The sequence below is a fragment of the Vibrio scophthalmi genome, from assembly GCF_040869025.1.
In the GTDB taxonomy this organism is placed as follows: Bacteria; Pseudomonadota; Gammaproteobacteria; order Enterobacterales; family Vibrionaceae; genus Vibrio; species Vibrio scophthalmi.
On sequence record NZ_CP134272.1, the window covers coordinates 733419 to 754766 of the forward strand.

Sequence of the window (21348 nt, forward strand, 5' to 3'; positions counted from 1 at the left end):
TCTCCCTAATTGAACAGTAAAAACAGTGCGCCCGGCTCGAGGTAGACATCCAAGGCTTGGGTGAGCAAAAGATAAAAGGCAGTCACGAACGGGAAAGAGGCGCCAAACAAAATTGATTTTCTGCGCTCGCCGAGTAGATAGAAGCCACAAAGTAAAAACAGGCTGGTGGCCAATAAGAAACCTAGAACGGTTAGACCAATGCCATACAGCGCCATCAAAGCGAGGAAAGCGATGAGCAACTTCCAGTTAAAGCCTGTAATCGCGCCAGATTGTGCATCGCTTTTTCCGGTGACAAGCAGAACGAGAGATAAACCAATTCCCACCCAAGTTAAAATCGTTGGCAATGTTCTTGCGGTAAACGCTTCATACTCATCTCCCGGAAATAAAGGAATCAGTGTTGACTGATAGCCATAGCCTAAGCAAAACAATAGAAACAAAAGCGCGCCGACTCGATCTCGGCACAATAGTGGGCCTTTAAGCACAGAAGATAGATGCTTCATCTCTCTCTCCAAAGAAAAAGTGCATAGGGGAAGTTCAACAAAATTGAGAACAAGTTCGAGGCTAAGAGTGATTCAAAGCTTCAAATACAAAGGAGATTGCAATGACTGCTTTACCTTTAAGTTGCGTAAAGTAAGTCGTCCCATATGCACAAAATAAGTGAAAGGTAGGCCAAACGTGTTGGCCTAAATGATTACTTAAGAAAGCCAAGCTCTTTCATGAGTGAGCCCATTTGCTGTTCTTGTTGTTCGAGGAATGAATAGAAATCTTTGTCCGCTTTATAGTTGTCGATCCAACCATTGCGATCACGGACAACTTGCCACTGTTCAGTGGTGTACATCTTAGCTAAGACATCATTCCACTCATCTATTTTTGCCTGCTCGGTGCCTGGCGCTGCAAAGAACCCGCGCCAGTTTGCAAAGACAGTCTCATTGCCAAATTCCGTCAGTGTTGGGATGTCTGGAGCGACATCTAAGCGTTTTGGCGCCGTGATTGCGAGAATACGAACTTGTCCCGATTTGGACATTTCTAGAACTTCGCCAAGACCCGTTGAGAGTAGTGGTGTTTCACCAGAGAGCAGGGCTGCTATTGCCTTGCCTCCTGCATCGTAAGCAATGTAGCGTACCGCTTTTGCATCTAGATCTTCCCCTTTAAAGGCAGCTGCTGCCACTAAATGGTCCATGCTACCTCGAGCAGATCCTCCGGCAATTTTTACACTGCGAGGGTCCTTTTTAAAGTCAGCAACGACTTCTTGCCAAGTTGTATATTTTGAGTCAGTTGAAGTAACAATAGCGCCGTAATCTGCAATGGTGACAGCAACAGGAGTGAGGTCACGGAATGATTGCGGGAAAATACCAGTTAGTGAGCGAACCACAATCGGCGTTGAGTTGACCATCAAGGTATCTTGTTGGCGCTGTGCTGTTTCAATGAGATGGGCAATGGCTTTTCCGCCACCACCGCCAGAGAGGTTTTGAAATGAAACGTTCTCAACAAGATTTTCTTTGACTAGAACATCACCCGTTCCTCGAGCGGTCATGTCCCAGCCACCTCCTGCACCACCGGGGATCAAAAAGTGAATTTTCTCTAACTCAGCTGCCACGGTGGAAAATGAAAAAAGGCCGGTTAGCAAGACTGGGACGATAGACGGTCTAAATTTGGTTAACATAGTTCACGTTCCTTATGCACACGAATGTCGGGTTAGGGTGTACGTGATTTTTTATCGATAAATCACGTATGAGGTAAGTTATCGATGATGTTAGTGGTGTGTTAAAAGAAAGTATCTATAGAGGCGATACTGTCAATAGGGTTTGTATTGAGCATTTTGTGCATATTGTTCACAGCACTTGATTTGCGCTGTTTACTCTATTTGAGTCTTATCGGCGTACCAAGTCTTACGAGATGATTGATGAGCGGGTTTACCGCCCAGATCCAAGCGCTGATTGAGATTAGAGCGCCATTTTTATCGATCAATTGAACGGTTTCATCTACGATTAACTTTGCTTGTTTTTCTCTGTGATCTTCTTTAGGCCAAAGAATATATTGAAAATCAGAGATGGGGATGCTCACCGTTGCCGGCTCGATTTCGCACTTGGTGGATGGGAAAAAGAATATATCTGAATTTGTGAATGCAATGGCGCTACGCTTTTGTTCTTTAAGGTCAAGGTAGTAGTCATAAACCCATACGCCAAAGAGAATACACAATGGGGAGATTAACACCATGATGCCAATGATACTAACGTTAGAGATAAATTCGTCTCTATAAACCGTTTTTTGTATTTTAGAGTTCCAATGATAACCAACGGGAGCCAAGTATTTTAATATTGTAGGGATCAAGAATAGGTAAAAGCAAAAACCCGCAAAACCACCCAATGCTAATTTCCAACTTTCTTTCCATTCTTGTTTCACTTTAACCGTGCCTTTGACGATGCTCATATGTTTGGCAAGGCTATTTAAACAGGGTTCGACATCTTTATCATTGAGCTCCAGTGTTCCGACAAAGCAACGGCTCTCATCGAGTGTATAGACATCAAATCTAGCGACTAATAGGCATTGGCCATAGCCTCGTGCAAAAAATCCAGTTTGGATATTGTTACTCAGACTGAACACTTTCGTTTGCTGTAATTTGTGATAAACAAAATAGAATGCACAAAGTTGATAGCCAACAAAAGCCGCAGCAATAAAATGAAGATCAAATAAAAGCCACGCATTACTGCTTAGGCAAATGATAGTCAAAATGGGCAATACGATCTTATCGAGAGGTGAAAGAGAGGTCGATCTTGAGGCGATCATTCGGTCACCTTCAAGCCATACTTGCTGTCGTTTCTTGGTTTTTAAAACAAAACTTACCACGATATAAGCGGTGAGCAGTAAAGAGAATGATACCGAGAAGCTGATGCTAGTAGTAAACGCAAACCATACTAAGCAAGCGCCACCTAAGTAGAGAGATAATTTTTGAAAGAAACCACGCCAGACCGGAGTGAGATCAGAATCAATGATAATGTGTTTTGGGTTCACAGAACGTCCGAAATTGAGTGGTGGCCTAGTTAATCTTTTGTTTTCAACGCCTCTAGACAGCGGTTATCCATCTAACCGCAGTCTAAAGTTGAGCTAAACAAATAAACGAATTAGTCAAAGCAATAGGTGTGTGTTAATTGGCTCCAATCTGTCTGGTCACCGTTGAGCGCATCAGTGGGAATACTGTAAACACTATTACCTGAATCGACATAGAGCATGTTGAAAATGACACTATGATTGCTAGGAATATAGGGTTGTTCGCTGACTTCGTTGTGCTCTGTCATTTCAATTCGCATTTGCTCCGCCATGCGTGGCATCAACCCAGTTTCGTAATTAGGCTCTTGATAGAGTGAAGAATCCATCGGTTCAGCCAATTTTACTACTGCCTCTGCGATCAATTTAGGATCGTCTGGAAGTTGTTTGTATGCTTGCCAGCGAATTGGATAGAGAAATGGAGTTTGGCGATTAAACTCGAACTCTGTCGGCATTAGCCATCGGTCGTAAATCATTCTCTCTTCATCTTGCTGCCAAGATGCTTCGTTTATCACTGGCCAGTAGAAGGCTTTGCACCCGTTGCGAGGTTCTTCACCTTCTTCAACATCAATGTCATGAACAAAGACTTGCAGAAGCCCGTGTTTAGGCAAAAGAGGATTAAGCCCGCCCAACTCGTCAAAGTTGATCTGAAACGCCAGTTTAAGGTTATCATCTAGTGCAAGAATTGATGGCATCGATGGTAACCAAGGAGCGCCACCAATACGGCTTTGAAAAGGACCTCGGTAAGTATCGGGCATCATGCGAAAACCAATCGAGAGATCGGTAAATTGATCTTCAAGCTCGGTCAGCTGGTTTAGCTGTTTTAATCTATCAGACAACCGACGTTTATAGTCAGCACTGCTGGTTTGATATTGGTTAGTTAACCCGTATGCTTCGAATTTCTCTAAAAGAAGTAAATAGGGCTTAGCCAACCGCATGTTTTGCTCAATCGCCTCGATGCTGCACTTCTTGTCAGGCATCAGCGCATCAAGCCTTTCCATCATGTTGTTATCTGGACCAATTTCAAAACAACCTTTAGGTAAGTCAAGGCTAAAGGGATAGAGAGCCGTCTCTTTGCTTGCTTCAAAACCAGGTTGATTGATTAGCCAATCAACAGCGTCAGTACTTGGAAATGGCTTTGCAAATAGATACTGCATGGCGCTGCGGCCATTGCCATCACGCTCATGGATGTCTTGATCAGAATCGACGAGGGCCTGTAGAGCGGGGTGATGATCGGCAAAGTGCACATCTGTTTTGACCTTTTTAAAGATCCAAAACCATTCCTTTAACATGGGGTACCTACGTAACGATAAAATCGTCAGAAGCCTCAATCACCGCGAGCTCGCAGCTTGTGGCACCTGAATTAGTAATTAGTGAAAAAAACAGCGAATAGGATGAGCATTCTTACAATAAAAATCAAGTAGTTATAGTGTTTCTGGGGGCGGGTGAGATTGATTATCAGCTGTGGATCGAGTACAGATAAGGGATATTTCCCATCTTCTGCGTAATACGGCGGCTGGTAAACCCGGTATGATCAACTGAGAGGTAAAATGTTTGATTTTTACGATGGTGGAGGGGGCGATCAAGCATTCCTTGGGTTAGGGCGGCGCGGTTCAAGCGATTAATAACCAAAAAAAAGTGCTCTATATCACAGAACGAGCAGTATTTCGTTTGACGGCACAAGGCCTAGAACTGATTGAAATTGCTCCAAATTTAGATTTTCAGCGCGATATTATGCAACAAATGTCTTTTAAACCATTGATAAGCAATGACTTGAAAGTTATGGATTTGCGCCTGTCCGATGAGCAATTTGAGCTATCTTCATTGTGTTAGAACGCGGCGTTGCCCGTTCTCTTTTTTTTGCCCAAGATGAAAAGGAATCAAAATATGCTAGGAAATAGTTTCAATAATAAAGTCTGTATTGTAACCGGGGCCGCACAGGGTATTGGCCAAGCGATTACGCAACGTTTTAGTGATAACGGCGCAATGATGGTCTATGCATTGGATCTTAACCATGAGGCCTTAGCCCACGCATGGCATGATAGAGAGAATGTCACGCCGATTGGTATCAACATCTGCGATAGAAGTGCGCTTAAACAGTTGGTCGATGATATACAGCAGCAATATGGTCATATTGATGTATTGATTAATAATGCCGGTATTACTCAAGATGCGCTATTGGAAAAGATGACCGAAGATCAGTGGGATCTTGTCTTGGCGGTTAATCTGAAGGGGGTGTTTAACCTCACTCAAGTGGTCGCTCCGATTATGATGGCAAACAACTATGGTTCGATTGTCACCATGTCATCCGTGGTGGGAACAGATGGTAATATCGGCCAAAGTAACTATGCCGCCACCAAAGGCGGTGTCATTGCGATGACCAAGGGCTGGGCGAAAGAGTTTTCTCGTCATGGTGAGCAAGTGAGAGCCAACTGTGTTGCTCCCGGGTTTGTTGAAACACCAATGACGGCGAATCTACCCGAAAAAGTGCTGAGTATGATGCGTGAAAAAACGCCGCTTGGTAGGATGGCTTCAGTCGATGACATCGCTGATGGTATTGAGTTTTTAGCCAGTGATAAGTCGAGTTTCATTACCGGCCAAGTATTGAAGATTGATGGTGGCTTGGTACTGTAATCTGCATTATTGAGGGGGATTGGAGGGCGATGATAAAAGAACCGTTTATCACGGCTCTTCTACCTCTTGAGCAGCGAGTCTCTTGAACAGTTAGTGGCAAGCTAAACAAGAGCTCAATCTTATACCTTACGACCAAAAAACGAGGGCAATAAGAGTCAACGCTCCAATACAGACAAGATTGAGAATAAAGCCAACCCGCATCATCTCACTTTGTTTCACCATTCCGGTGCCAAACACAATCGCATTCGGTGGTGTTGCCACTGGCATCATGAAAGCACATGAGGCCGCAAGGGCAATCAGTATCGATAAGATAATCGGAGAAAGGCCAAAGGCTTCTGCTACAGTTGCAAACAAAGGAATAAACAGAGCAGACAGCGCGGTATTACTGACAAACTCGGTTAAGAAGACCACGAAGCTCGCCACCAGAAGCAGCACTAATATCAGCCCTAAATCAGCAACCAAAACACTCAAACCGTTGGCAAGAAATTCGCTAGTGCCTGTTACTTTGAGTACGTTGCTCAAACAGATACCACCCCCAAACAAAAGCAAGACGCCCCAATCGGCGGTTTTTTCAATATCTTTCCAATGAACGACACGACAGAAGCTCACGGCAATGATCGCGCCTAAGGCAATGATCGTATCGAATTTAGCATAGCCGCCGATCATGGCATTGATAGGTTTACTGAAGATCCAGAATGTCACGGTTGTCGCAAAGATTGCTAGCGTTACAACTTTACCTTTATCCCATTCGACTGGTGTGTGGTTGAGTTCAAAATCCCCTTTCAATTCAGGTTTTAATAAACCGAACAGTACGATAATGGCTAACGGCAATAGCACGGAAGCAACCGGTAATCCATAGCTCATCCACTCAGTAAAGGTTAATCCTACTTCCGCTGCGGCAATGGCGTTCGGCGGACTACCGACGATGGTCGCCATGCCACCAATACTGGCACTATAAGCGATACCAAGTAGCACAAAGACATGGGTCTTGTGGCCACTTTCTTGATTCACTTTACTTAGAATTCCTAACGCGAGCGGCAGCATCATCGCGGTGGTGGCCGTGTTGCTGATCCACATTGATAGTAGAGCGGTGACGCCAAACAGCATGAATACCGCGACGCTCATTTTTCCTTTAGCAATGACCAGTACTTTGTCGGCAATGACTTTGTCTAGGCCTTGTCGATTCATTGCTGCCGCGAGTGCAAAGCCGCCTAAAAATAGGAAAATGATTGAGTTAGCAAAATTGTTAAGCGCTGTTTGAGTATTAAAGACACCAAACAATACCGCCATAACTGGAACTAAAATGGCGGTAACGGTGACATGCAAAGCCTCGGTTAGCCATAAGATGGCGATAAAGACCAGCATGCATATTCCGAGAACAACTTGGGGCTCCATTGGTAATGTAAAATACAGAGTCGCAAATAACACAATATCAGCCAATATGATCATGCTATTGCGGTTGATTAACCATTCACGAGTGTTGGTAGGTAGAGGGACACTATCATTTTTATTCATTATATTTATCTTCCTTTTGATGCCATAAGGCAGGCAAGATAATGACAGCAAATTAACCACGTAAAAAATGGTAGTTTAATAGTTTGTTAAATAGATCAAAATGAATGGTTGCAAATGTTAATTTTATTTATTGTGCAATTTGATTTATTTGTCGTGATGATAGATTTGAGTGATTATTTTGTTTTTACATCTACACATTGGCGGCCTAATAAATAAGTGAATTGAGAGCGCTGATTTATAGAGAGGTTATTCGTGCATAAGATTACCATCGAAGGGGGGGGCTATGTGTATGATATTAAATTGTTTTGTGTTTATTTGTTGCTGCGAGTGGTGATGGCACTGTTTTTAATCAAATATAAGAAAGGGATATATATTTCACTGGTGAAGGAATTTTAAAATTCGATGCTACTCGTCTAATTTGAATACAAATTGTGTTTATTATGTAACCATTAGGTATAATTAGATTGCCAATTTACAGACTTGGTGCTATTTATCGCTGCAGTATAATATGAATATGAGGCCAGGAATGGAAGCCGAGCAATTAGAAGTACTCAATTTCATTAGCCAACACCCACCTTTTGATGACCTGCCAGAAGAGCATCTACGTAATATCGCCTTGAATGTGGAAGTCGCGTATTTCCGAGAGGGAACGGACATTTTTAAAGTCGGTGATGACATCCGTGATCTGTACTTGATCCGCAGTGGTGTTGTCGAAATCTACCGACGTAAAGGGGAGTTATACAACCGCTTTACTACCGGTGGGTTATTTGGCCAAATGGGCCTATTGATGAATAACCGTGTACGTATGCCTGCAAGAGCGACAGCAGATACACTGGTGTATTGCATCCCTGAAGTTATCTTTACTCAATTGTGTGATGAATTTGAAAACTTTGCCGATTTTATGGAGTTGGAAGACAGCGCTCGTCTGCGTACTGCTGTCTCCAGTCATGCTGAAGGCAATGATTTTACCACTGCCAAAGCGCGCAAAATTCTAAGTCGTGAACCGATCACTTTAGAATCAAGTGCGACTATCCAACAAGCGGCGAATCTAATGGCGGAAGAAAATGCCACCGCATTGCTGATCGTTCGTCCAGCAGAAGAGTGTACGGAAGACGATGATGAAGATGAGCTATTGGGTATTCTGACTGACCGTGATTTGTGCATTCGGGTTATTTCGCAAGGTATCGATACCAATTTAACGGTCAGCGAAGTGATGACGACGGATGTCGTTTCACTGGGTTACAACGCCTATGTGTTTGAAGCTATGCTCACCATGTTGCGTTATAACGTGCATCATCTGCCGATTTTAAAAGATAAGAAGCCGATTGGTGTGATTGGCATGACGGATATTGTTCGTCATGAATCACAAAATAGCTTGTTATTGGTTAGCTCGATTTTCCAACAAACCACAGTAGAAGACTTACAACTGGTCGCAGCTCAGGTAAAAGATTGCTTCGTACGAATGGTTAATGAAGACGCTAACGCCCACATGGTTGGCCGTGCGATGTCCGTGATCGGCAGTAGCTTTAAGCAACGTTTAGCTGAAATGGCAGAAATGGAGTTAGGCCCTGCGCCAATCCCTTATTGCCTTGTGGCAATGGGCTCGATGGCTCGTGATGAACAATTGATTGTTACAGACCAAGACAACGCAATTATTCTCGACAACAGTTACGATGAAGCGTTGCATGGTGAGTACTTTGCGCAGTTTTCTAAGTTCATTTGTGATGGTTTAGCGGCTTGTGGTTATAGCTATTGCAGCGGCGATATCATGGCGACCAATCCTGAATGGCGTAAAACGCGTACCGAATGGGAAGAGTGCTTCGCGAATTGGATCGATCATCCTACGCCTGAGCGTTTATTGAACAGTTCCATATTCTTCGACTTACTCGGTGTATGCGGTCGGGTTAAGTGGGCAGAACAGTTGCAGAGCTTTATCGTGCGTCGTGCTAAGCGTAACAATCGCTTCCTTGCCTGCATGGCTTACAATGCGATTAGTCGCACGCCACCGCTTGGCTTCTTCAAAGATTTTGTGATGGAAAAAGATGGTCGCCATCGCAACTCAATAAACTTAAAACGTCGTGGTACCGCACCACTAGCGGATTTGATTCGTGTGCATGCTTTGGCGATTGGTTCGCGCTCGCAAAACTCATTTGATCGACTCGATGACATCAACAATGCGGGAATTTTGCCGAAAGGCAGAGGGATGGATTTAAAAGACGCCATGGAACTGATCTACATGGTGCGTATTCGTCACCAAGCGCTGGATATCGAGAATCAAGAAGAGCCAGATAACAACATCGAACCTGAGCACATGTCTGAATTTGAGCGTCGTAATTTAAAAGCCGCCTTCCAGATTTTGAGTAACGCCCAGAATTACATCAAGTTCCGTTATCAGAGAAGCAGCAAATGATTGCCTTGCCGAAAGAAAGAACGAGCTTGTTGGATACGTCACAAACACCTGATTGGCCTGTTTATTTTGAGCAGCTTAAACAGCAAGCACAAGATCCGCGCCTACAAGCCTATTATTCAGCGCCAATTGCTGAGGCGTCGACACCGTTAAATGAGGTGCAGTTTGTCGCGCTCGATTTTGAAACCACAGGGTTGAATTCTCAACAAGATGCGATTCTTACTATCGGGCTAGTGCCTTTTACATTGTCACGTGTTGCGTGTAAAGAATCGGCGCACTGGGTGGTTAACCCTAACCGAGATCTCAACGAAGAATCAGTCGTTATTCACGGTATTACCGACACGGAAGTAAAGGCGGCTCCGCAGCTTGAAGCGATTCTAGAAGAGGTTTTGCAGGCTTTGGCCGGTAAGATTGTCGTGGTTCACTACAAAAATATTGAGCGTCAGTTTTTCTATCAAGCATTGATGGAATGTATCGGTGAAGGGATTGAGTTTCCAGTGGTGGATACCTTGGATATTGAGTATGCCATCCAGCGTGAGCAGTGCCGTGGTTTTTTCAATTGGCTAAAACGCAAGAAGCCAGGCTCTGTAAGGCTTGGTCAGTCACGACAGCGTTATGGATTACCCGCGTATCAACCGCATCATGCACTCACAGATGCCTTAGCAACCGCCGAACTCTTACAAGCTCAGTTTCAGTACTATTTTGCACCAGAAACGCCGCTGTCAGAAGTGTGGTTATAGGAAAAAATGTTCTTTATTGGTAAAAAATAAGTGTAATCGAGGTGGTTTTAAGATTATGATCCTTCATCCTTTCGATTAGTTAAGGAAATGCTCAATAGTGAAAAAATTGAGCGATTGGATTTGAAATTACCTTTCACTCTTAATGATTACGAAAGAAGAATTTTAATAAATGGTCACGTTTTTAAGGAGATAATTCGTGAGCACAGAAAACAATGGCGGGATTCAACGTCCCGACGGCAAGGTAAACGCGATCGACACTGATTACTGAGGAATCCCCTAATGATTTTGATAAAAATCATAAATTTAAGGTAGATGCACATCTTGTCATGTGATCAAATGGTTCTGAGAAAAATCAATAACCAGACAACAAGATGTGCGAACTCGATATTTTACACGACTCTCTTTACCAATTCTGCCCTGAATTGCACTTAAAACGACTCAACAGTTTAACGCTGGCTTGCCACGCATTACTTGAATGTAAAACGCTCACTCTTACCGAACTTGGTCGTAACCTGCCAACGAAAGCCAGAACAAAACATAACATCAAACGAATCGACAGATTGTTAGGTAATCGTCACTTGCACAAAGAGCGACTCGCTGTATACCGTTGGCATGCCAGCTTTATCTGTTCAGGTAATTCGATGCCCATTGTTCTTGTTGACTGGTCTGATATTCGTGAGCAAAAACGGCTTATGGTATTGCGGGCTTCGGTGGCACTACATGGTCGTTCTATTACTCTTTATGAGAAAGCCTTTCCGCTTTCAGAGCAATGTTCAAAGAAGGCTCATGACCAATTTCTAGCCGACCTTGCAAGCATTCTACCGAGTAACACTACACCGCTCATTGTCAGTGATGCTGGCTTTAAAGTGCCATGGTATAAATCCGTTGAAAAGCTAGGTTGGTACTGGTTAAGTCGAGTCAGAGGGAAAGTGCAATATGCAGATTTAGGTGCGGAAAACTGGCAACCTATCAGCAACTTACATAGCATATCCTCAAGTCGCTCAAAGACTTTAGGCTATAAGAGGTTGACTAAGAGCAACCCAATTTCATGTCAAATTGCACTGTATAAATCACGTCCTAAAGGCCGAAAAAATCAGCGTTCGACACGGACTAATTGTCATCATCCGTCACCTAAAATCTACTCCGCTTCGACAAAAGAACCATGGGTTTTAGCGACTAACTTGCCCGTTGAAATCCGAACACCAAAGCAACTTGTTAGGCTCTACTCGAAGCGTATGCAAATTGAAGAAACCTTCCGAGACTTGAAAAGCCCAGCCTACGGTTTAGGCCTCCGTCATAGCCGAACTAGCAGCTCAGAGCGCTTTGATATCATGCTGCTAATCGCCCTAATGCTTCAACTGACATTTTGGCTTGCTGGAGTTCATGGTCAGAAACAAGGTTGGGATAAGCACTTCCAAGCTAACACTGTCAAAAATCGAAATGTACTCTCAACAGTGCGCTTAGGGATGGAAGTTTTGCGGCATTCTGGCTACACAATAACGAGGGAAGACTTGCTCGCGGCTGCAACCCTGCTTGCTCAAAATCTATTCAAACATGGTTGTGCTTTGGGGAAATTATGAGGGGATCCCTCAGCACTGATTACCAAATTGGTCAAGATAACGTTGCTTTAAAAGTAGGCCCATTTGGCCTTGATATTCACAACCGTGTTTTTGCCATTTCAGGTATGTCTATCATCCTGTTTGTCATCTTAACACTTACCTTCAGACAGCAAGTTGAACCCTTTTTCGCTGGATTGCGCGGATGGCTGGTCTCTAACTTAGATTGGTTCTTCCTTGCATCAGGTAACTTTTTTGTTGTCGTCTGTCTGATCTTAATCTTTACTCCGCTTGGCCGAGTAAGAATTGGTGGTACAGAAGCAACACCGGATTATAGCTATACTGGTTGGTTAGCCATGCTATTTGCTGCCGGTATGGGTATCGGTTTGGTGTTCTTTGGTGTATCTGAGCCAATGTCTCACTTCAGTGCTGCTCTGAATGGTGTTACCGTTGAAAATGGCGTACGTACTGACTGGGCACCTCTGGGGGCGGCAATTGGTGATACTGAAGCGGCTTCTGCTCTAGGTATGGCTGCAACGATTTACCACTGGGCATTGCACCCATGGTCAATCTACGCGTTGCTTGCGCTTGGTCTAGCGATCTTCTCGTTCAATAAAGGTCTACCATTGACCATGCGTTCAATCTTTTACCCACTATTTGGTGAGCGTATTTGGGGTTGGACAGGTCACGTGATTGATATTCTGGCGGTTGTTGCGACAGTATTTGGTCTTGCTACGTCATTGGGTTATGGCGCATCGCAAGCGGCTACTGGTTTGAACTACTTGTTCGGTATCCCGATGAACGACACGACGCAAATTATCTTGATCGTTATCATCACAGCTTTGGCTCTCGTATCAGTTGTTGCGGGTCTTGATAGCGGTGTTAAGCGTCTTTCTGAGATCAACATGGGTGTGGCGGCGATTCTATTACTGTTCGTGATTGTTGTTGGTCCTACATTGGCTATCTTTACCGGTTTCTTTGACAACATCGGCGCTTACTTATCGAATATTACTGCGCTTTCAATGCCGTTTGGCCGTGAAGATGTGAATTATTCACAAGGTTGGACTGCGTTTTACTGGGCGTGGTGGATTTCATGGTCCCCATTCGTTGGTATGTTTATCGCACGTGTTTCTCGTGGTCGTTCAGTTCGTGAGTTTATCGTCTGCGTTATCCTGATCCCATCAACCGTGTGTGTATTGTGGATGACAGCGTTTGGTGGCACTGCAATTAGCCAGTACGTTAATGACGGTTACCAAGCGGTATTTAATGCTGATCTGCCTCTTAAACTGTTTGCGATGCTTGATGTGATGCCATTTGCAGAGATCACCTCTATCGTTGGTATCGTTCTGATTGTTGTGTTCTTTATCACTTCTGCTGACTCTGGCTCACTGGTTATCGATACCATCGCAGCGGGCGGTAAAGTCGATGCACCAACTCCTCAACGTGTGTTCTGGTGTACGTTTGAAGGCTTAGTCGCGATCGCGCTATTACTTGGCGGTGGCCTAGCGGCAGCGCAAGCGATGGCGGTAACAACCGGTTTACCATTTACACTTGTTTTACTTGTTGCTTCGGTTTCTTTGGTTAAAGGTTTGATGGATGAACCTCGTCCTAAATCGAAGAAAGAGAAAAAAGCAGTCGCGTAATAACAACCGCTAATCTGCTTAACTCGATGATTGATTAAGTCAAAACGGCATACGAAAGTATGCCGTTTTTGTTTTAATCGAAAGCAAACTCAATCCAACTAAATCCTCAATCAAACCCAATCGTTGTTCATTGCTACCGAGTAATAATAATCATTATAAGTCTTTGATCATTCTTGCTGATTAAACAGCGGATAAGATAGTGATACGTTTATAAGAATAGTGTAATAAGAACAAAATTAGCGGGAGCGGTAGAGATTCAGCATAAAAAAAGAGTCGCAATAGCGACTCTTTTCTCTCCAAACTGTCAGCAAAAAAGCTTGGAATTCCAGGGGCAAACGAAGGTTTCTTTTTTTTGTACATAAAAAATACTATCGAATTGAACGGAAGTAAATTGCCAAAACGTATTTGGTTTTAATTTACTGATGAAAAAAATATAAGGGTGGACTAATTCACATATAGATGTAACAGATAATTTTGTTAGTATTATTTACAGCCTCAATAGTGATGGTATTTTGACGGAAAGTATTAGCCCGCCAAAAAATAGTTCACTGCAAACACTATTTTAGACTTTTGACTCTAATCACAATATTCTCATTAGTATTATGGCGATTTGACGAAAATGTTTAGGTGTATTTTTTGATCATTCCGTAGGGTTTTTCTTGTCGACGAATATTAAGCATCAAGCTTGCCGAGTGAGAAATGGATAACTGAATCGTTTTTAAATTACCCTCAAGCCCTTTGTAATAGCGGTTAAGCAACGCAAACGCACTGACTAGAGTGGGTATCACAACGCTCGCTAGCAAGCTTTGTAAGCGGATAGAGTGTTTTATAGCAGCCATGACGTTTATCTGTCTGAACGTTCATTAATTCTCTTGAGAATAATGAAAGCCTAGTTCAATTTTTCTAAGCTAAGATTATGGCCAGTGATATTTGAGGGGAGAAGCAGGGGGCTTTGTCCGCTTTGTTTATACCACAGCGCGACGAGGATTAATGAATTGGTATTGATATTAAAGGCGGTATTTACGCCACCATTCTCATATTCGCCGGTAGGAATACTACGCGCTTGGAGGCTATTGTTGAGTACCGCATCGAACAGCTGTTGAGCAAATTCGTCATCGAATAGCACGCTAAACCCAAAGGCGACTTTATGACTTAATATTTGTGGGTTCTCAATCACTTTTCCGCCGGGGCTGACGCTCGTCCACGATTTGCCATAATAATAAAGGTTGTTATAAGCAAACCATGGGTTTTTATTCATTGCATCTTCTGCGTAGCTAAAGAGCTTATTTTGCTCTGAGGAATCCCCTAATGATTTTGATAAAAATCATAAATTTAAGGTAGATGCACATCTTGTCATGTGATCAAATGGTTCTGAGAAAAATCAATAACCAGACAACAAGATGTGCGAACTCGATATTTTACACGACTCTCTTTACCAATTCTGCCCTGAATTGCACTTAAAACGACTCAACAGTTTAACGCTGGCTTGCCACGCATTACTTGAATGTAAAACGCTCACTCTTACCGAACTTGGTCGTAACCTGCCAACGAAAGCCAGAACAAAACATAACATCAAACGAATCGACAGATTGTTAGGTAATCGTCACTTGCACAAAGAGCGACTCGCTGTATACCGTTGGCATGCCAGCTTTATCTGTTCAGGTAATTCGATGCCCATTGTTCTTGTTGACTGGTCTGATATTCGTGAGCAAAAACGGCTTATGGTATTGCGGGCTTCGGTGGCACTACATGGTCGTTCTATTACTCTTTATGAGAAAGCCTTTCCGCTTTCAGAGCAATGTTCAAAGAAGGCTCATGACCAATTTCTAGCCGACCTTGCAAGCATTCTACCGAGTAACACTACACCGCTCATTGTCAGTGATGCTGGCTTTAAAGTGCCATGGTATAAATCCGTTGAAAAGCTAGGTTGGTACTGGTTAAGTCGAGTCAGAGGGAAAGTGCAATATGCAGATTTAGGTGCGGAAAACTGGCAACCTATCAGCAACTTACATAGCATATCCTCAAGTCGCTCAAAGACTTTAGGCTATAAGAGGTTGACTAAGAGCAACCCAATTTCATGTCAAATTGCACTGTATAAATCACGTCCTAAAGGCCGAAAAAATCAGCGTTCGACACGGACTAATTGTCATCATCCGTCACCTAAAATCTACTCCGCTTCGACAAAAGAACCATGGGTTTTAGCGACTAACTTGCCCGTTGAAATCCGAACACCAAAGCAACTTGTTAGGCTCTACTCGAAGCGTATGCAAATTGAAGAAACCTTCCGAGACTTGAAAAGCCCAGCCTACGGTTTAGGCCTCCGTCATAGCCGAACTAGCAGCTCAGAGCGCTTTGATATCATGCTGCTAATCGCCCTAATGCTTCAACTGACATTTTGGCTTGCTGGAGTTCATGGTCAGAAACAAGGTTGGGATAAGCACTTCCAAGCTAACACTGTCAAAAATCGAAATGTACTCTCAACAGTGCGCTTAGGGATGGAAGTTTTGCGGCATTCTGGCTACACAATAACGAGGGAAGACTTGCTCGCGGCTGCAACCCTGCTTGCTCAAAATCTATTCAAACATGGTTGTGCTTTGGGGAAATTATGAGGGGATCCCTCAGTATTTTGCTGTTTTGAATGCACTTTATGCAGAGAGTATATAGTCTCAAGTTGGTTCCAATCACTATATTGGCCAAACTCTAAACTGGCCAATACATAAGGATCACTGGTCATAAAGGGCACGTTACGACTATCAATTTGTAACGTATTACCTGATATGTCGACGGTTGAAATATAGTCGTCAATATTGGGAAGTGGCACTTTATACTGAGGAATCCCCTAATGATTTTGATAAAAATCATAAATTTAAGGTAGATGCACATCTTGTCATGTGATCAAATGGTTCTGAGAAAAATCAATAACCAGACAACAAGATGTGCGAACTCGATATTTTACACGACTCTCTTTACCAATTCTGCCCTGAATTGCACTTAAAACGACTCAACAGTTTAACGCTGGCTTGCCACGCATTACTTGAATGTAAAACGCTCACTCTTACCGAACTTGGTCGTAACCTGCCAACGAAAGCCAGAACAAAACATAACATCAAACGAATCGACAGATTGTTAGGTAATCGTCACTTGCACAAAGAGCGACTCGCTGTATACCGTTGGCATGCCAGCTTTATCTGTTCAGGTAATTCGATGCCCATTGTTCTTGTTGACTGGTCTGATATTCGTGAGCAAAAACGGCTTATGGTATTGCGGGCTTCGGTGGCACTACATGGTCGTTCTATTACTCTTTATGAGAAAGCCTTTCCGCTTTCAGAGCAATGTTCAAAGAAGGCTCATGACCAATTTCTAGCCGACCTTGCAAGCATTCTACCGAGTAACACTACACCGCTCATTGTCAGTGATGCTGGCTTTAAAGTGCCATGGTATAAATCCGTTGAAAAGCTAGGTTGGTACTGGTTAAGTCGAGTCAGAGGGAAAGTGCAATATGCAGATTTAGGTGCGGAAAACTGGCAACCTATCAGCAACTTACATAGCATATCCTCAAGTCGCTCAAAGACTTTAGGCTATAAGAGGTTGACTAAGAGCAACCCAATTTCATGTCAAATTGCACTGTATAAATCACGTCCTAAAGGCCGAAAAAATCAGCGTTCGACACGGACTAATTGTCATCATCCGTCACCTAAAATCTACTCCGCTTCGACAAAAGAACCATGGGTTTTAGCGACTAACTTGCCCGTTGAAATCCGAACACCAAAGCAACTTGTTAGGCTCTACTCGAAGCGTATGCAAATTGAAGAAACCTTCCGAGACTTGAAAAGCCCAGCCTACGGTTTAGGCCTCCGTCATAGCCGAACTAGCAGCTCAGAGCGCTTTGATATCATGCTGCTAATCGCCCTAATGCTTCAACTGACATTTTGGCTTGCTGGAGTTCATGGTCAGAAACAAGGTTGGGATAAGCACTTCCAAGCTAACACTGTCAAAAATCGAAATGTACTCTCAACAGTGCGCTTAGGGATGGAAGTTTTGCGGCATTCTGGCTACACAATAACGAGGGAAGACTTGCTCGCGGCTGCAACCCTGCTTGCTCAAAATCTATTCAAACATGGTTGTGCTTTGGGGAAATTATGAGGGGATCCCTCAGCACTTTATACCCAAACAACTCAAAGCCTGTTGCGGCATATTGTAGATAACCATGCCGACCTTCTTGGCGATAATATTCGGTACCTTTATAACGCTTTTCACCGTAAAGAGTGCCGTTACTGATTGCTTTATTTAGCTCCCAGTAGCTGAGAAGATCAAGAATTTCATCTTCCAGTTCAGGGTGCTGTTGGCAGAGTATTTTCAGCCAAATCAATAGTCGTCCGATATCCAGTGCTGACCAGCCGTTGCCATTAGTCGGCTCTGAACTCAGCCTCCCAGACGGCATACCTGTTTTTGTACTGTATTCACGATTTGGCAACCAGTCTTTGTACAGCGGCATTTCACGCAGTGTAGAGAGTGTCTGTGCCAATTCTCGGTGCGTTTGTTCCTTCGATTTTAAATTAAGTGCTTCTAGAGCGAGCGTGCCAGCAATGCCACTGGCAACATCCCACATCGTTGAATGGGCATAACCCTGAACAGAATCCCATAGCCCGGTGGTTTCACGTCGATTTCGGTCAAAATAGTATTGGGCTTTTTTTGCTAATAGACGCTCATTGCGATTGAGTTGATAGAGAGGTTTTCCATGCTGGTACGTAGGGTGAATGTCCGCGGTTGTCAGCGTAATTGCATTTAACCCATTTGAAAAATCAGAGGGTTCAGGCTCAGTAAGAATTGAAGATTCGAGAATCGGCGGTGCGATGACTCGGCGGTGAAATGTTGTTGCTGGAGCTGCTGATTGGGTTTGTTGAGATATACTGCGCTGACCATAGAAACTCACTTGTTCTTCGGCTAATGCATCATTTTTTATTGAGCTACCATCGACAAGATCATCACTATTACCGTATATCGGTAGGGCAGTAATAACACCGACAATAACTAACCAGCAGCGAGATTTCACGTGTTATGCAATTCCATTCGCAAATGTTTATCTAAGATAATGATAATACAAGATTTGCTATACGCTAGTTAGGTTGATAAAAAAGCTGCTATAGCTCGATGTTGCAGCTTGATGCTGCGTGTTAAGAGCAATGTATAGTTGTGTCGTCATCAATGGAGAAAAGAGAGAGGTTAAAAATCAACCACAATGCTTGAGTTTCACTGATGAGGGTTGTTACACTATAGATGATCGCGATACGCTGAAGTTATCCGACATTCTATTACTTTTATCACACTAATTTTTATGACAACGGACAGTGCTGGCTAAATGGATTTGAGTTTAGTTAGGAAATACTGTTATGAAACATTTTTGTCAATTTGTTCAAACGCTAGGCTTTAGTGAGTGCCAAGTCGGCGCTTGTGACCCCTTTTCTAAACCACAATTTTTTTATACTCATCCTGATTACACTCTAGGGTCTGATGCCAAAAGACGTGTTCACGATTATCTAGCGAACCAACCCCTATTTTTACAAGATTATGGTCAAATAGAACAGGCAGATTTTGCGATTGGCTTTTCATTTGGTGATAGCGACTGCATCAACCTTGAGCTAGCCAATATCGCTAATAAGGTGCATCAAATTGCGCCGTCATTAACGCTCTATTTGCAACAAGAGATCGCTCTTCATGCGTCAACACCGCGGATAATCATTGCTAATAATCAGTATCAAACAACGTTTGATGTGGCGAAGCAAGCGCAACAACGACAAGTGGGCAAAAAAGTATTGGTATTGGCTCAAGCATGGCATGCCAAGCGTTGTATCGAAACTTGTCAGTCACTGGGACTTGAAGTGGTTGCATTGAAAGTGGTCAATGGTTTCCCTGCTAACGATCCACAGCCATGGGTTCGTAATCCAATCAATTGGGTGATCAAAGAGAGCCATCGGCATATGGCGACGGGTTATGAAATTAGTCAGAAATATCAACTAGCTTAGCCATCGACTGACAAAACAGCGTCTATACTCAACAGATAACTATATGCAACAACGTCAGTTAGGGTTCATTAAGCTATGAGTATAGATTCGGCAAAGGCTTCGCTGTCGAACAATCCGTTCGATGCTGTCCGCAAGGAAATTTGGGCAGCGATCTCATTCAGTTTAGGGGTTAATTTGCTCGTGCTGGCCGTGCCAGTTTATAGCCTACAGCTCTTTGACCGGGTGATGGGCAGTGCCAGTGTTGAAACTATGTTTGCTTTGCTGGTTATTACACTCTTTTTAGTCACCGCTCAGGCGCTACTTGAGTATATTCGCACCTTGTTAATGCAACGCTCAGCACTAAAGTTGGATGCAAAACTGAGTGGAGAACTATTAGCAAAAAGCATCGCTGAATCCTCAAAAACCAATCGTATTGAAAAAAACGCCTTACAAAACCTCACAACATTACGTAATTTTTTGGTGTCACCTTCAACGTCATCCATTCTTGATTTGCCTTTCACGCCACTGTTTTTATTACTGTTGTTTGCGTTCCATCCTTATATCGGTTTTGTTGCTCTGATTGGTGTGGTGATATTTGCAGGTTTAGCGGCTGTGATGATGTTGGGCGGTAGAAAGTTAACCGCTCAAGCGCAGAAGACCACCGCTCAGGTAAGCATGGAACTCAATGATTATTTAAGAAATGCGCCCACATTAAAAGCGATGGGGATGAGTGAGAATGTCGGTAACTCATGGCGAGAAACCAATGCTAGCGTGTTGCATTTACAGTGGTTGGTGAATTCTCGTGTGGGGCTATTGCTAGCTATCAGCCGTTATTTTAGAACCTTATTGCAAGTCGCAGTGCTGACCTGTGGAGTCTACTTAGCACTGCAACAGCAAATAGGCATTGGCGCGGTGATAGCCAGTTCGATATTGATTGGACGTGTTTTAAGCCCATTTGAAAGCGCGGTGAGCGGATGGAAAACATGGTATAGCGCGTTCAAAGCGTGGCAAAGCCTAAATCATAGTGTGTTGGAAAACACACACTCCAAGAAGACGCTGTTACCAGAACCCAAAGGCGATATTCAGTTTAGTAATGTCAGTCTTAAATTTGCTCATGCGCGTAAGGCGACGATTCAAAATATCAGTTTTAAGCTAGGGGCGGGAAATGCACTTGCGGTGATGGGTAATTCCGGATCTGGAAAATCAACCTTAGCCAGTTTGTTAATGGGCATTCAACAACCGAGTATGGGCGAGATCATGATTGATGGTGCCAGCATTGAAAAGTGGGATCTTAATCAGTTTGGCCAATACATTGGTTATCTACCTCAACATGTCGGTCTACTGGCAGGGACGGTAAAACAAAATATTTGCCATTTTACTGAAGGAGACGATGAGGCCGTAATACGAGCGGCCAAGTTGGCGTGTATTCATGAAATCATCATGTCATTGCCTGACGGTTACGAAACCTATATTGGAGAGGGCGGTGTTTTACTTTCCGGCGGGCAAAAGCAAAGGATTGGTCTAGCAAGAGCCATTTATTCCAACCCAAGAGTATTGGTGCTCGATGAGCCTAATTCAAATTTGGATCCAGAAGGTGAAACGGCCTTAGCGATTGTGCTGCAACATTGTAAAGAGCACCAGATCACAGTCGTGATGATTAGTCACCGCCCGGGCTTTTTACGTCAAATGGACTGGGTGATAAAACTCAAAGATGGCAAGGTAGAAAAAGCGGGTACCTGCGAGCAATTCTTGGGGCTACATGTTGAGCCGGAGTTGACAGAAAGTAAAACAAGCAAGACAGCTTAA

17 protein-coding genes are annotated in these 21348 nt (G+C 43.5%); 9 read left to right on the top strand and 8 right to left on the bottom strand.

The window, feature by feature from the left end:
* Positions 1–5: 5 nt before the first annotated feature.
* From RJD38_RS18240 to RJD38_RS18255, 4 genes are all read right to left on the bottom strand, one after another.
* The gene (locus RJD38_RS18240) at positions 6–500 is read right to left on the bottom strand and encodes a tripartite tricarboxylate transporter TctB family protein (protein ID WP_065546021.1); all 495 of its coding nucleotides are present in this window, start codon (positions 498–500) and stop codon (positions 6–8) included.
* Positions 501–691: 191 nt separating this feature from the next.
* Positions 692–1663, bottom strand: a complete 972-nt coding sequence (locus RJD38_RS18245; protein ID WP_009385124.1) for a tripartite tricarboxylate transporter substrate binding protein — start codon at positions 1661–1663, stop codon at positions 692–694.
* 197 nt (positions 1664–1860) lie between these two features.
* Positions 1861–3012: a hypothetical protein gene (locus tag RJD38_RS18250; protein WP_065546022.1), complete on the bottom strand. Its 1152-nt coding sequence runs from the start codon at positions 3010–3012 to the stop codon at positions 1861–1863.
* Positions 3013–3122: 110 nt separating this feature from the next.
* The gene (locus RJD38_RS18255) at positions 3123–4337 is read right to left on the bottom strand and encodes a DUF1963 domain-containing protein (protein WP_065546023.1); all 1215 of its coding nucleotides are present in this window, start codon (positions 4335–4337) and stop codon (positions 3123–3125) included.
* Between the two features lie 595 nt (positions 4338–4932).
* Here RJD38_RS18255 and fabG point away from each other — a divergent pair.
* Positions 4933–5679 (top strand): 3-oxoacyl-ACP reductase FabG, encoded by a 747-nt coding sequence (gene fabG / locus RJD38_RS18265; protein WP_005594432.1) that lies wholly within the window; start codon positions 4933–4935, stop codon positions 5677–5679.
* 126 nt (positions 5680–5805) lie between these two features.
* Here the strand turns inward: fabG and RJD38_RS18270 are convergent, their stop codons facing one another.
* Positions 5806–7194: an SLC13 family permease gene (locus RJD38_RS18270; protein ID WP_065546025.1), complete on the bottom strand. Its 1389-nt coding sequence runs from the start codon at positions 7192–7194 to the stop codon at positions 5806–5808.
* A 526-nt stretch (positions 7195–7720) separates the two neighbouring features.
* Here RJD38_RS18270 and RJD38_RS18275 point away from each other — a divergent pair.
* From RJD38_RS18275 to RJD38_RS18290, 4 genes are all read left to right on the top strand, one after another.
* Entirely contained in the window at positions 7721–9604 is a 1884-nt protein-coding gene (locus tag RJD38_RS18275) for a DUF294 nucleotidyltransferase-like domain-containing protein (protein ID WP_005594434.1), read from the top strand.
* Positions 9601–10341, top strand: a complete 741-nt coding sequence (locus RJD38_RS18280) for a 3'-5' exonuclease (protein WP_065546026.1) — start codon at positions 9601–9603, stop codon at positions 10339–10341. Before RJD38_RS18275 ends, RJD38_RS18280 begins: the two co-directional genes overlap by 4 nt.
* 371 nt (positions 10342–10712) lie before the next feature.
* Positions 10713–11921, top strand: a complete 1209-nt coding sequence (locus RJD38_RS18285; RefSeq protein ID WP_032073033.1) for an IS4 family transposase — start codon at positions 10713–10715, stop codon at positions 11919–11921.
* Positions 11918–13540, top strand: a complete 1623-nt coding sequence (locus RJD38_RS18290; RefSeq protein WP_367971455.1) for a BCCT family transporter — start codon at positions 11918–11920, stop codon at positions 13538–13540. The genes RJD38_RS18285 and RJD38_RS18290 overlap by 4 nt, the downstream gene beginning before the upstream one ends.
* Before the next feature lie 623 nt (positions 13541–14163).
* Here the strand turns inward: RJD38_RS18290 and RJD38_RS18295 are convergent.
* Both RJD38_RS18295 and RJD38_RS18300 read right to left on the bottom strand, forming a co-directional pair.
* Positions 14164–14379, bottom strand: coding sequence for a hypothetical protein (locus RJD38_RS18295; RefSeq protein ID WP_065546028.1), 216 nt, complete (start codon positions 14377–14379; stop codon positions 14164–14166).
* Positions 14380–14429: 50 nt separating this feature from the next.
* On the bottom strand, positions 14430–14798 hold the full coding sequence (locus RJD38_RS18300) for a DUF3131 domain-containing protein (RefSeq protein ID WP_367971456.1): 369 nt from the start codon (positions 14796–14798) through the stop codon (positions 14430–14432).
* 142 nt (positions 14799–14940) lie between these two features.
* Here RJD38_RS18300 and RJD38_RS18305 point away from each other — a divergent pair, with 142 nt between their 5' ends.
* Both RJD38_RS18305 and RJD38_RS18310 read left to right on the top strand, forming a co-directional pair.
* Positions 14941–16149: an IS4 family transposase gene (locus RJD38_RS18305; RefSeq protein ID WP_032073033.1), complete on the top strand. Its 1209-nt coding sequence runs from the start codon at positions 14941–14943 to the stop codon at positions 16147–16149.
* Between the two features lie 325 nt (positions 16150–16474).
* Positions 16475–17683, top strand: coding sequence for an IS4 family transposase (locus tag RJD38_RS18310; protein ID WP_032073033.1), 1209 nt, complete (start codon positions 16475–16477; stop codon positions 17681–17683).
* On the opposite strand, the gene RJD38_RS18315 is transcribed toward RJD38_RS18310, so the two are convergent.
* The gene (locus tag RJD38_RS18315; protein WP_367971457.1) at positions 17652–18593 is read right to left on the bottom strand and encodes a DUF3131 domain-containing protein; all 942 of its coding nucleotides are present in this window, start codon (positions 18591–18593) and stop codon (positions 17652–17654) included. The two genes, RJD38_RS18310 and RJD38_RS18315, sit on opposite strands and share 32 nt — an antisense overlap.
* 337 nt (positions 18594–18930) lie before the next feature.
* Here RJD38_RS18315 and RJD38_RS18320 point away from each other — a divergent pair, with 337 nt between their 5' ends.
* Both RJD38_RS18320 and RJD38_RS18325 read left to right on the top strand, forming a co-directional pair.
* Positions 18931–19563 (top strand): hypothetical protein, encoded by a 633-nt coding sequence (locus tag RJD38_RS18320; RefSeq protein ID WP_065546030.1) that lies wholly within the window; start codon positions 18931–18933, stop codon positions 19561–19563.
* A 75-nt stretch (positions 19564–19638) separates the two neighbouring features.
* Positions 19639–21348: a type I secretion system permease/ATPase gene (locus RJD38_RS18325; RefSeq protein ID WP_065546031.1), complete on the top strand. Its 1710-nt coding sequence runs from the start codon at positions 19639–19641 to the stop codon at positions 21346–21348.

What these genes read in the sequence shown, in the direction of transcription:
- RJD38_RS18240 (WP_065546021.1), bottom strand. Translation starts at nt 500, where the DNA reads ATGAAGCATCTATCTTCTGTGCTTAAAGGCCCACTATTGTGCCGAGAT.
- RJD38_RS18245 (WP_009385124.1), bottom strand. Translation starts at nt 1,663, where the DNA reads ATGTTAACCAAATTTAGACCGTCTATCGTCCCAGTCTTGCTAACCGGC.
- RJD38_RS18255 (WP_065546023.1), bottom strand. Translation starts at nt 4,337, where the DNA reads ATGTTAAAGGAATGGTTTTGGATCTTTAAAAAGGTCAAAACAGATGTG.
- fabG (WP_005594432.1), top strand. Translation starts at nt 4,933, where the DNA reads ATGCTAGGAAATAGTTTCAATAATAAAGTCTGTATTGTAACCGGGGCC.
- RJD38_RS18270 (WP_065546025.1), bottom strand. Translation starts at nt 7,194, where the DNA reads ATGAATAAAAATGATAGTGTCCCTCTACCTACCAACACTCGTGAATGG.
- RJD38_RS18275 (WP_005594434.1), top strand. Translation starts at nt 7,721, where the DNA reads ATGGAAGCCGAGCAATTAGAAGTACTCAATTTCATTAGCCAACACCCA.
- RJD38_RS18280 (WP_065546026.1), top strand. Translation starts at nt 9,601, where the DNA reads ATGATTGCCTTGCCGAAAGAAAGAACGAGCTTGTTGGATACGTCACAA.
- RJD38_RS18285 (WP_032073033.1), top strand. Translation starts at nt 10,713, where the DNA reads ATGTGCGAACTCGATATTTTACACGACTCTCTTTACCAATTCTGCCCT.
- RJD38_RS18290 (WP_367971455.1), top strand. Translation starts at nt 11,918, where the DNA reads ATGAGGGGATCCCTCAGCACTGATTACCAAATTGGTCAAGATAACGTT.
- RJD38_RS18295 (WP_065546028.1), bottom strand. Translation starts at nt 14,379, where the DNA reads ATGGCTGCTATAAAACACTCTATCCGCTTACAAAGCTTGCTAGCGAGC.
- RJD38_RS18300 (WP_367971456.1), bottom strand. Translation starts at nt 14,798, where the DNA reads ATGAATAAAAACCCATGGTTTGCTTATAACAACCTTTATTATTATGGC.
- RJD38_RS18305 (WP_032073033.1), top strand. Translation starts at nt 14,941, where the DNA reads ATGTGCGAACTCGATATTTTACACGACTCTCTTTACCAATTCTGCCCT.
- RJD38_RS18310 (WP_032073033.1), top strand. Translation starts at nt 16,475, where the DNA reads ATGTGCGAACTCGATATTTTACACGACTCTCTTTACCAATTCTGCCCT.
- RJD38_RS18320 (WP_065546030.1), top strand. Translation starts at nt 18,931, where the DNA reads ATGAAACATTTTTGTCAATTTGTTCAAACGCTAGGCTTTAGTGAGTGC.
- RJD38_RS18325 (WP_065546031.1), top strand. Translation starts at nt 19,639, where the DNA reads ATGAGTATAGATTCGGCAAAGGCTTCGCTGTCGAACAATCCGTTCGAT.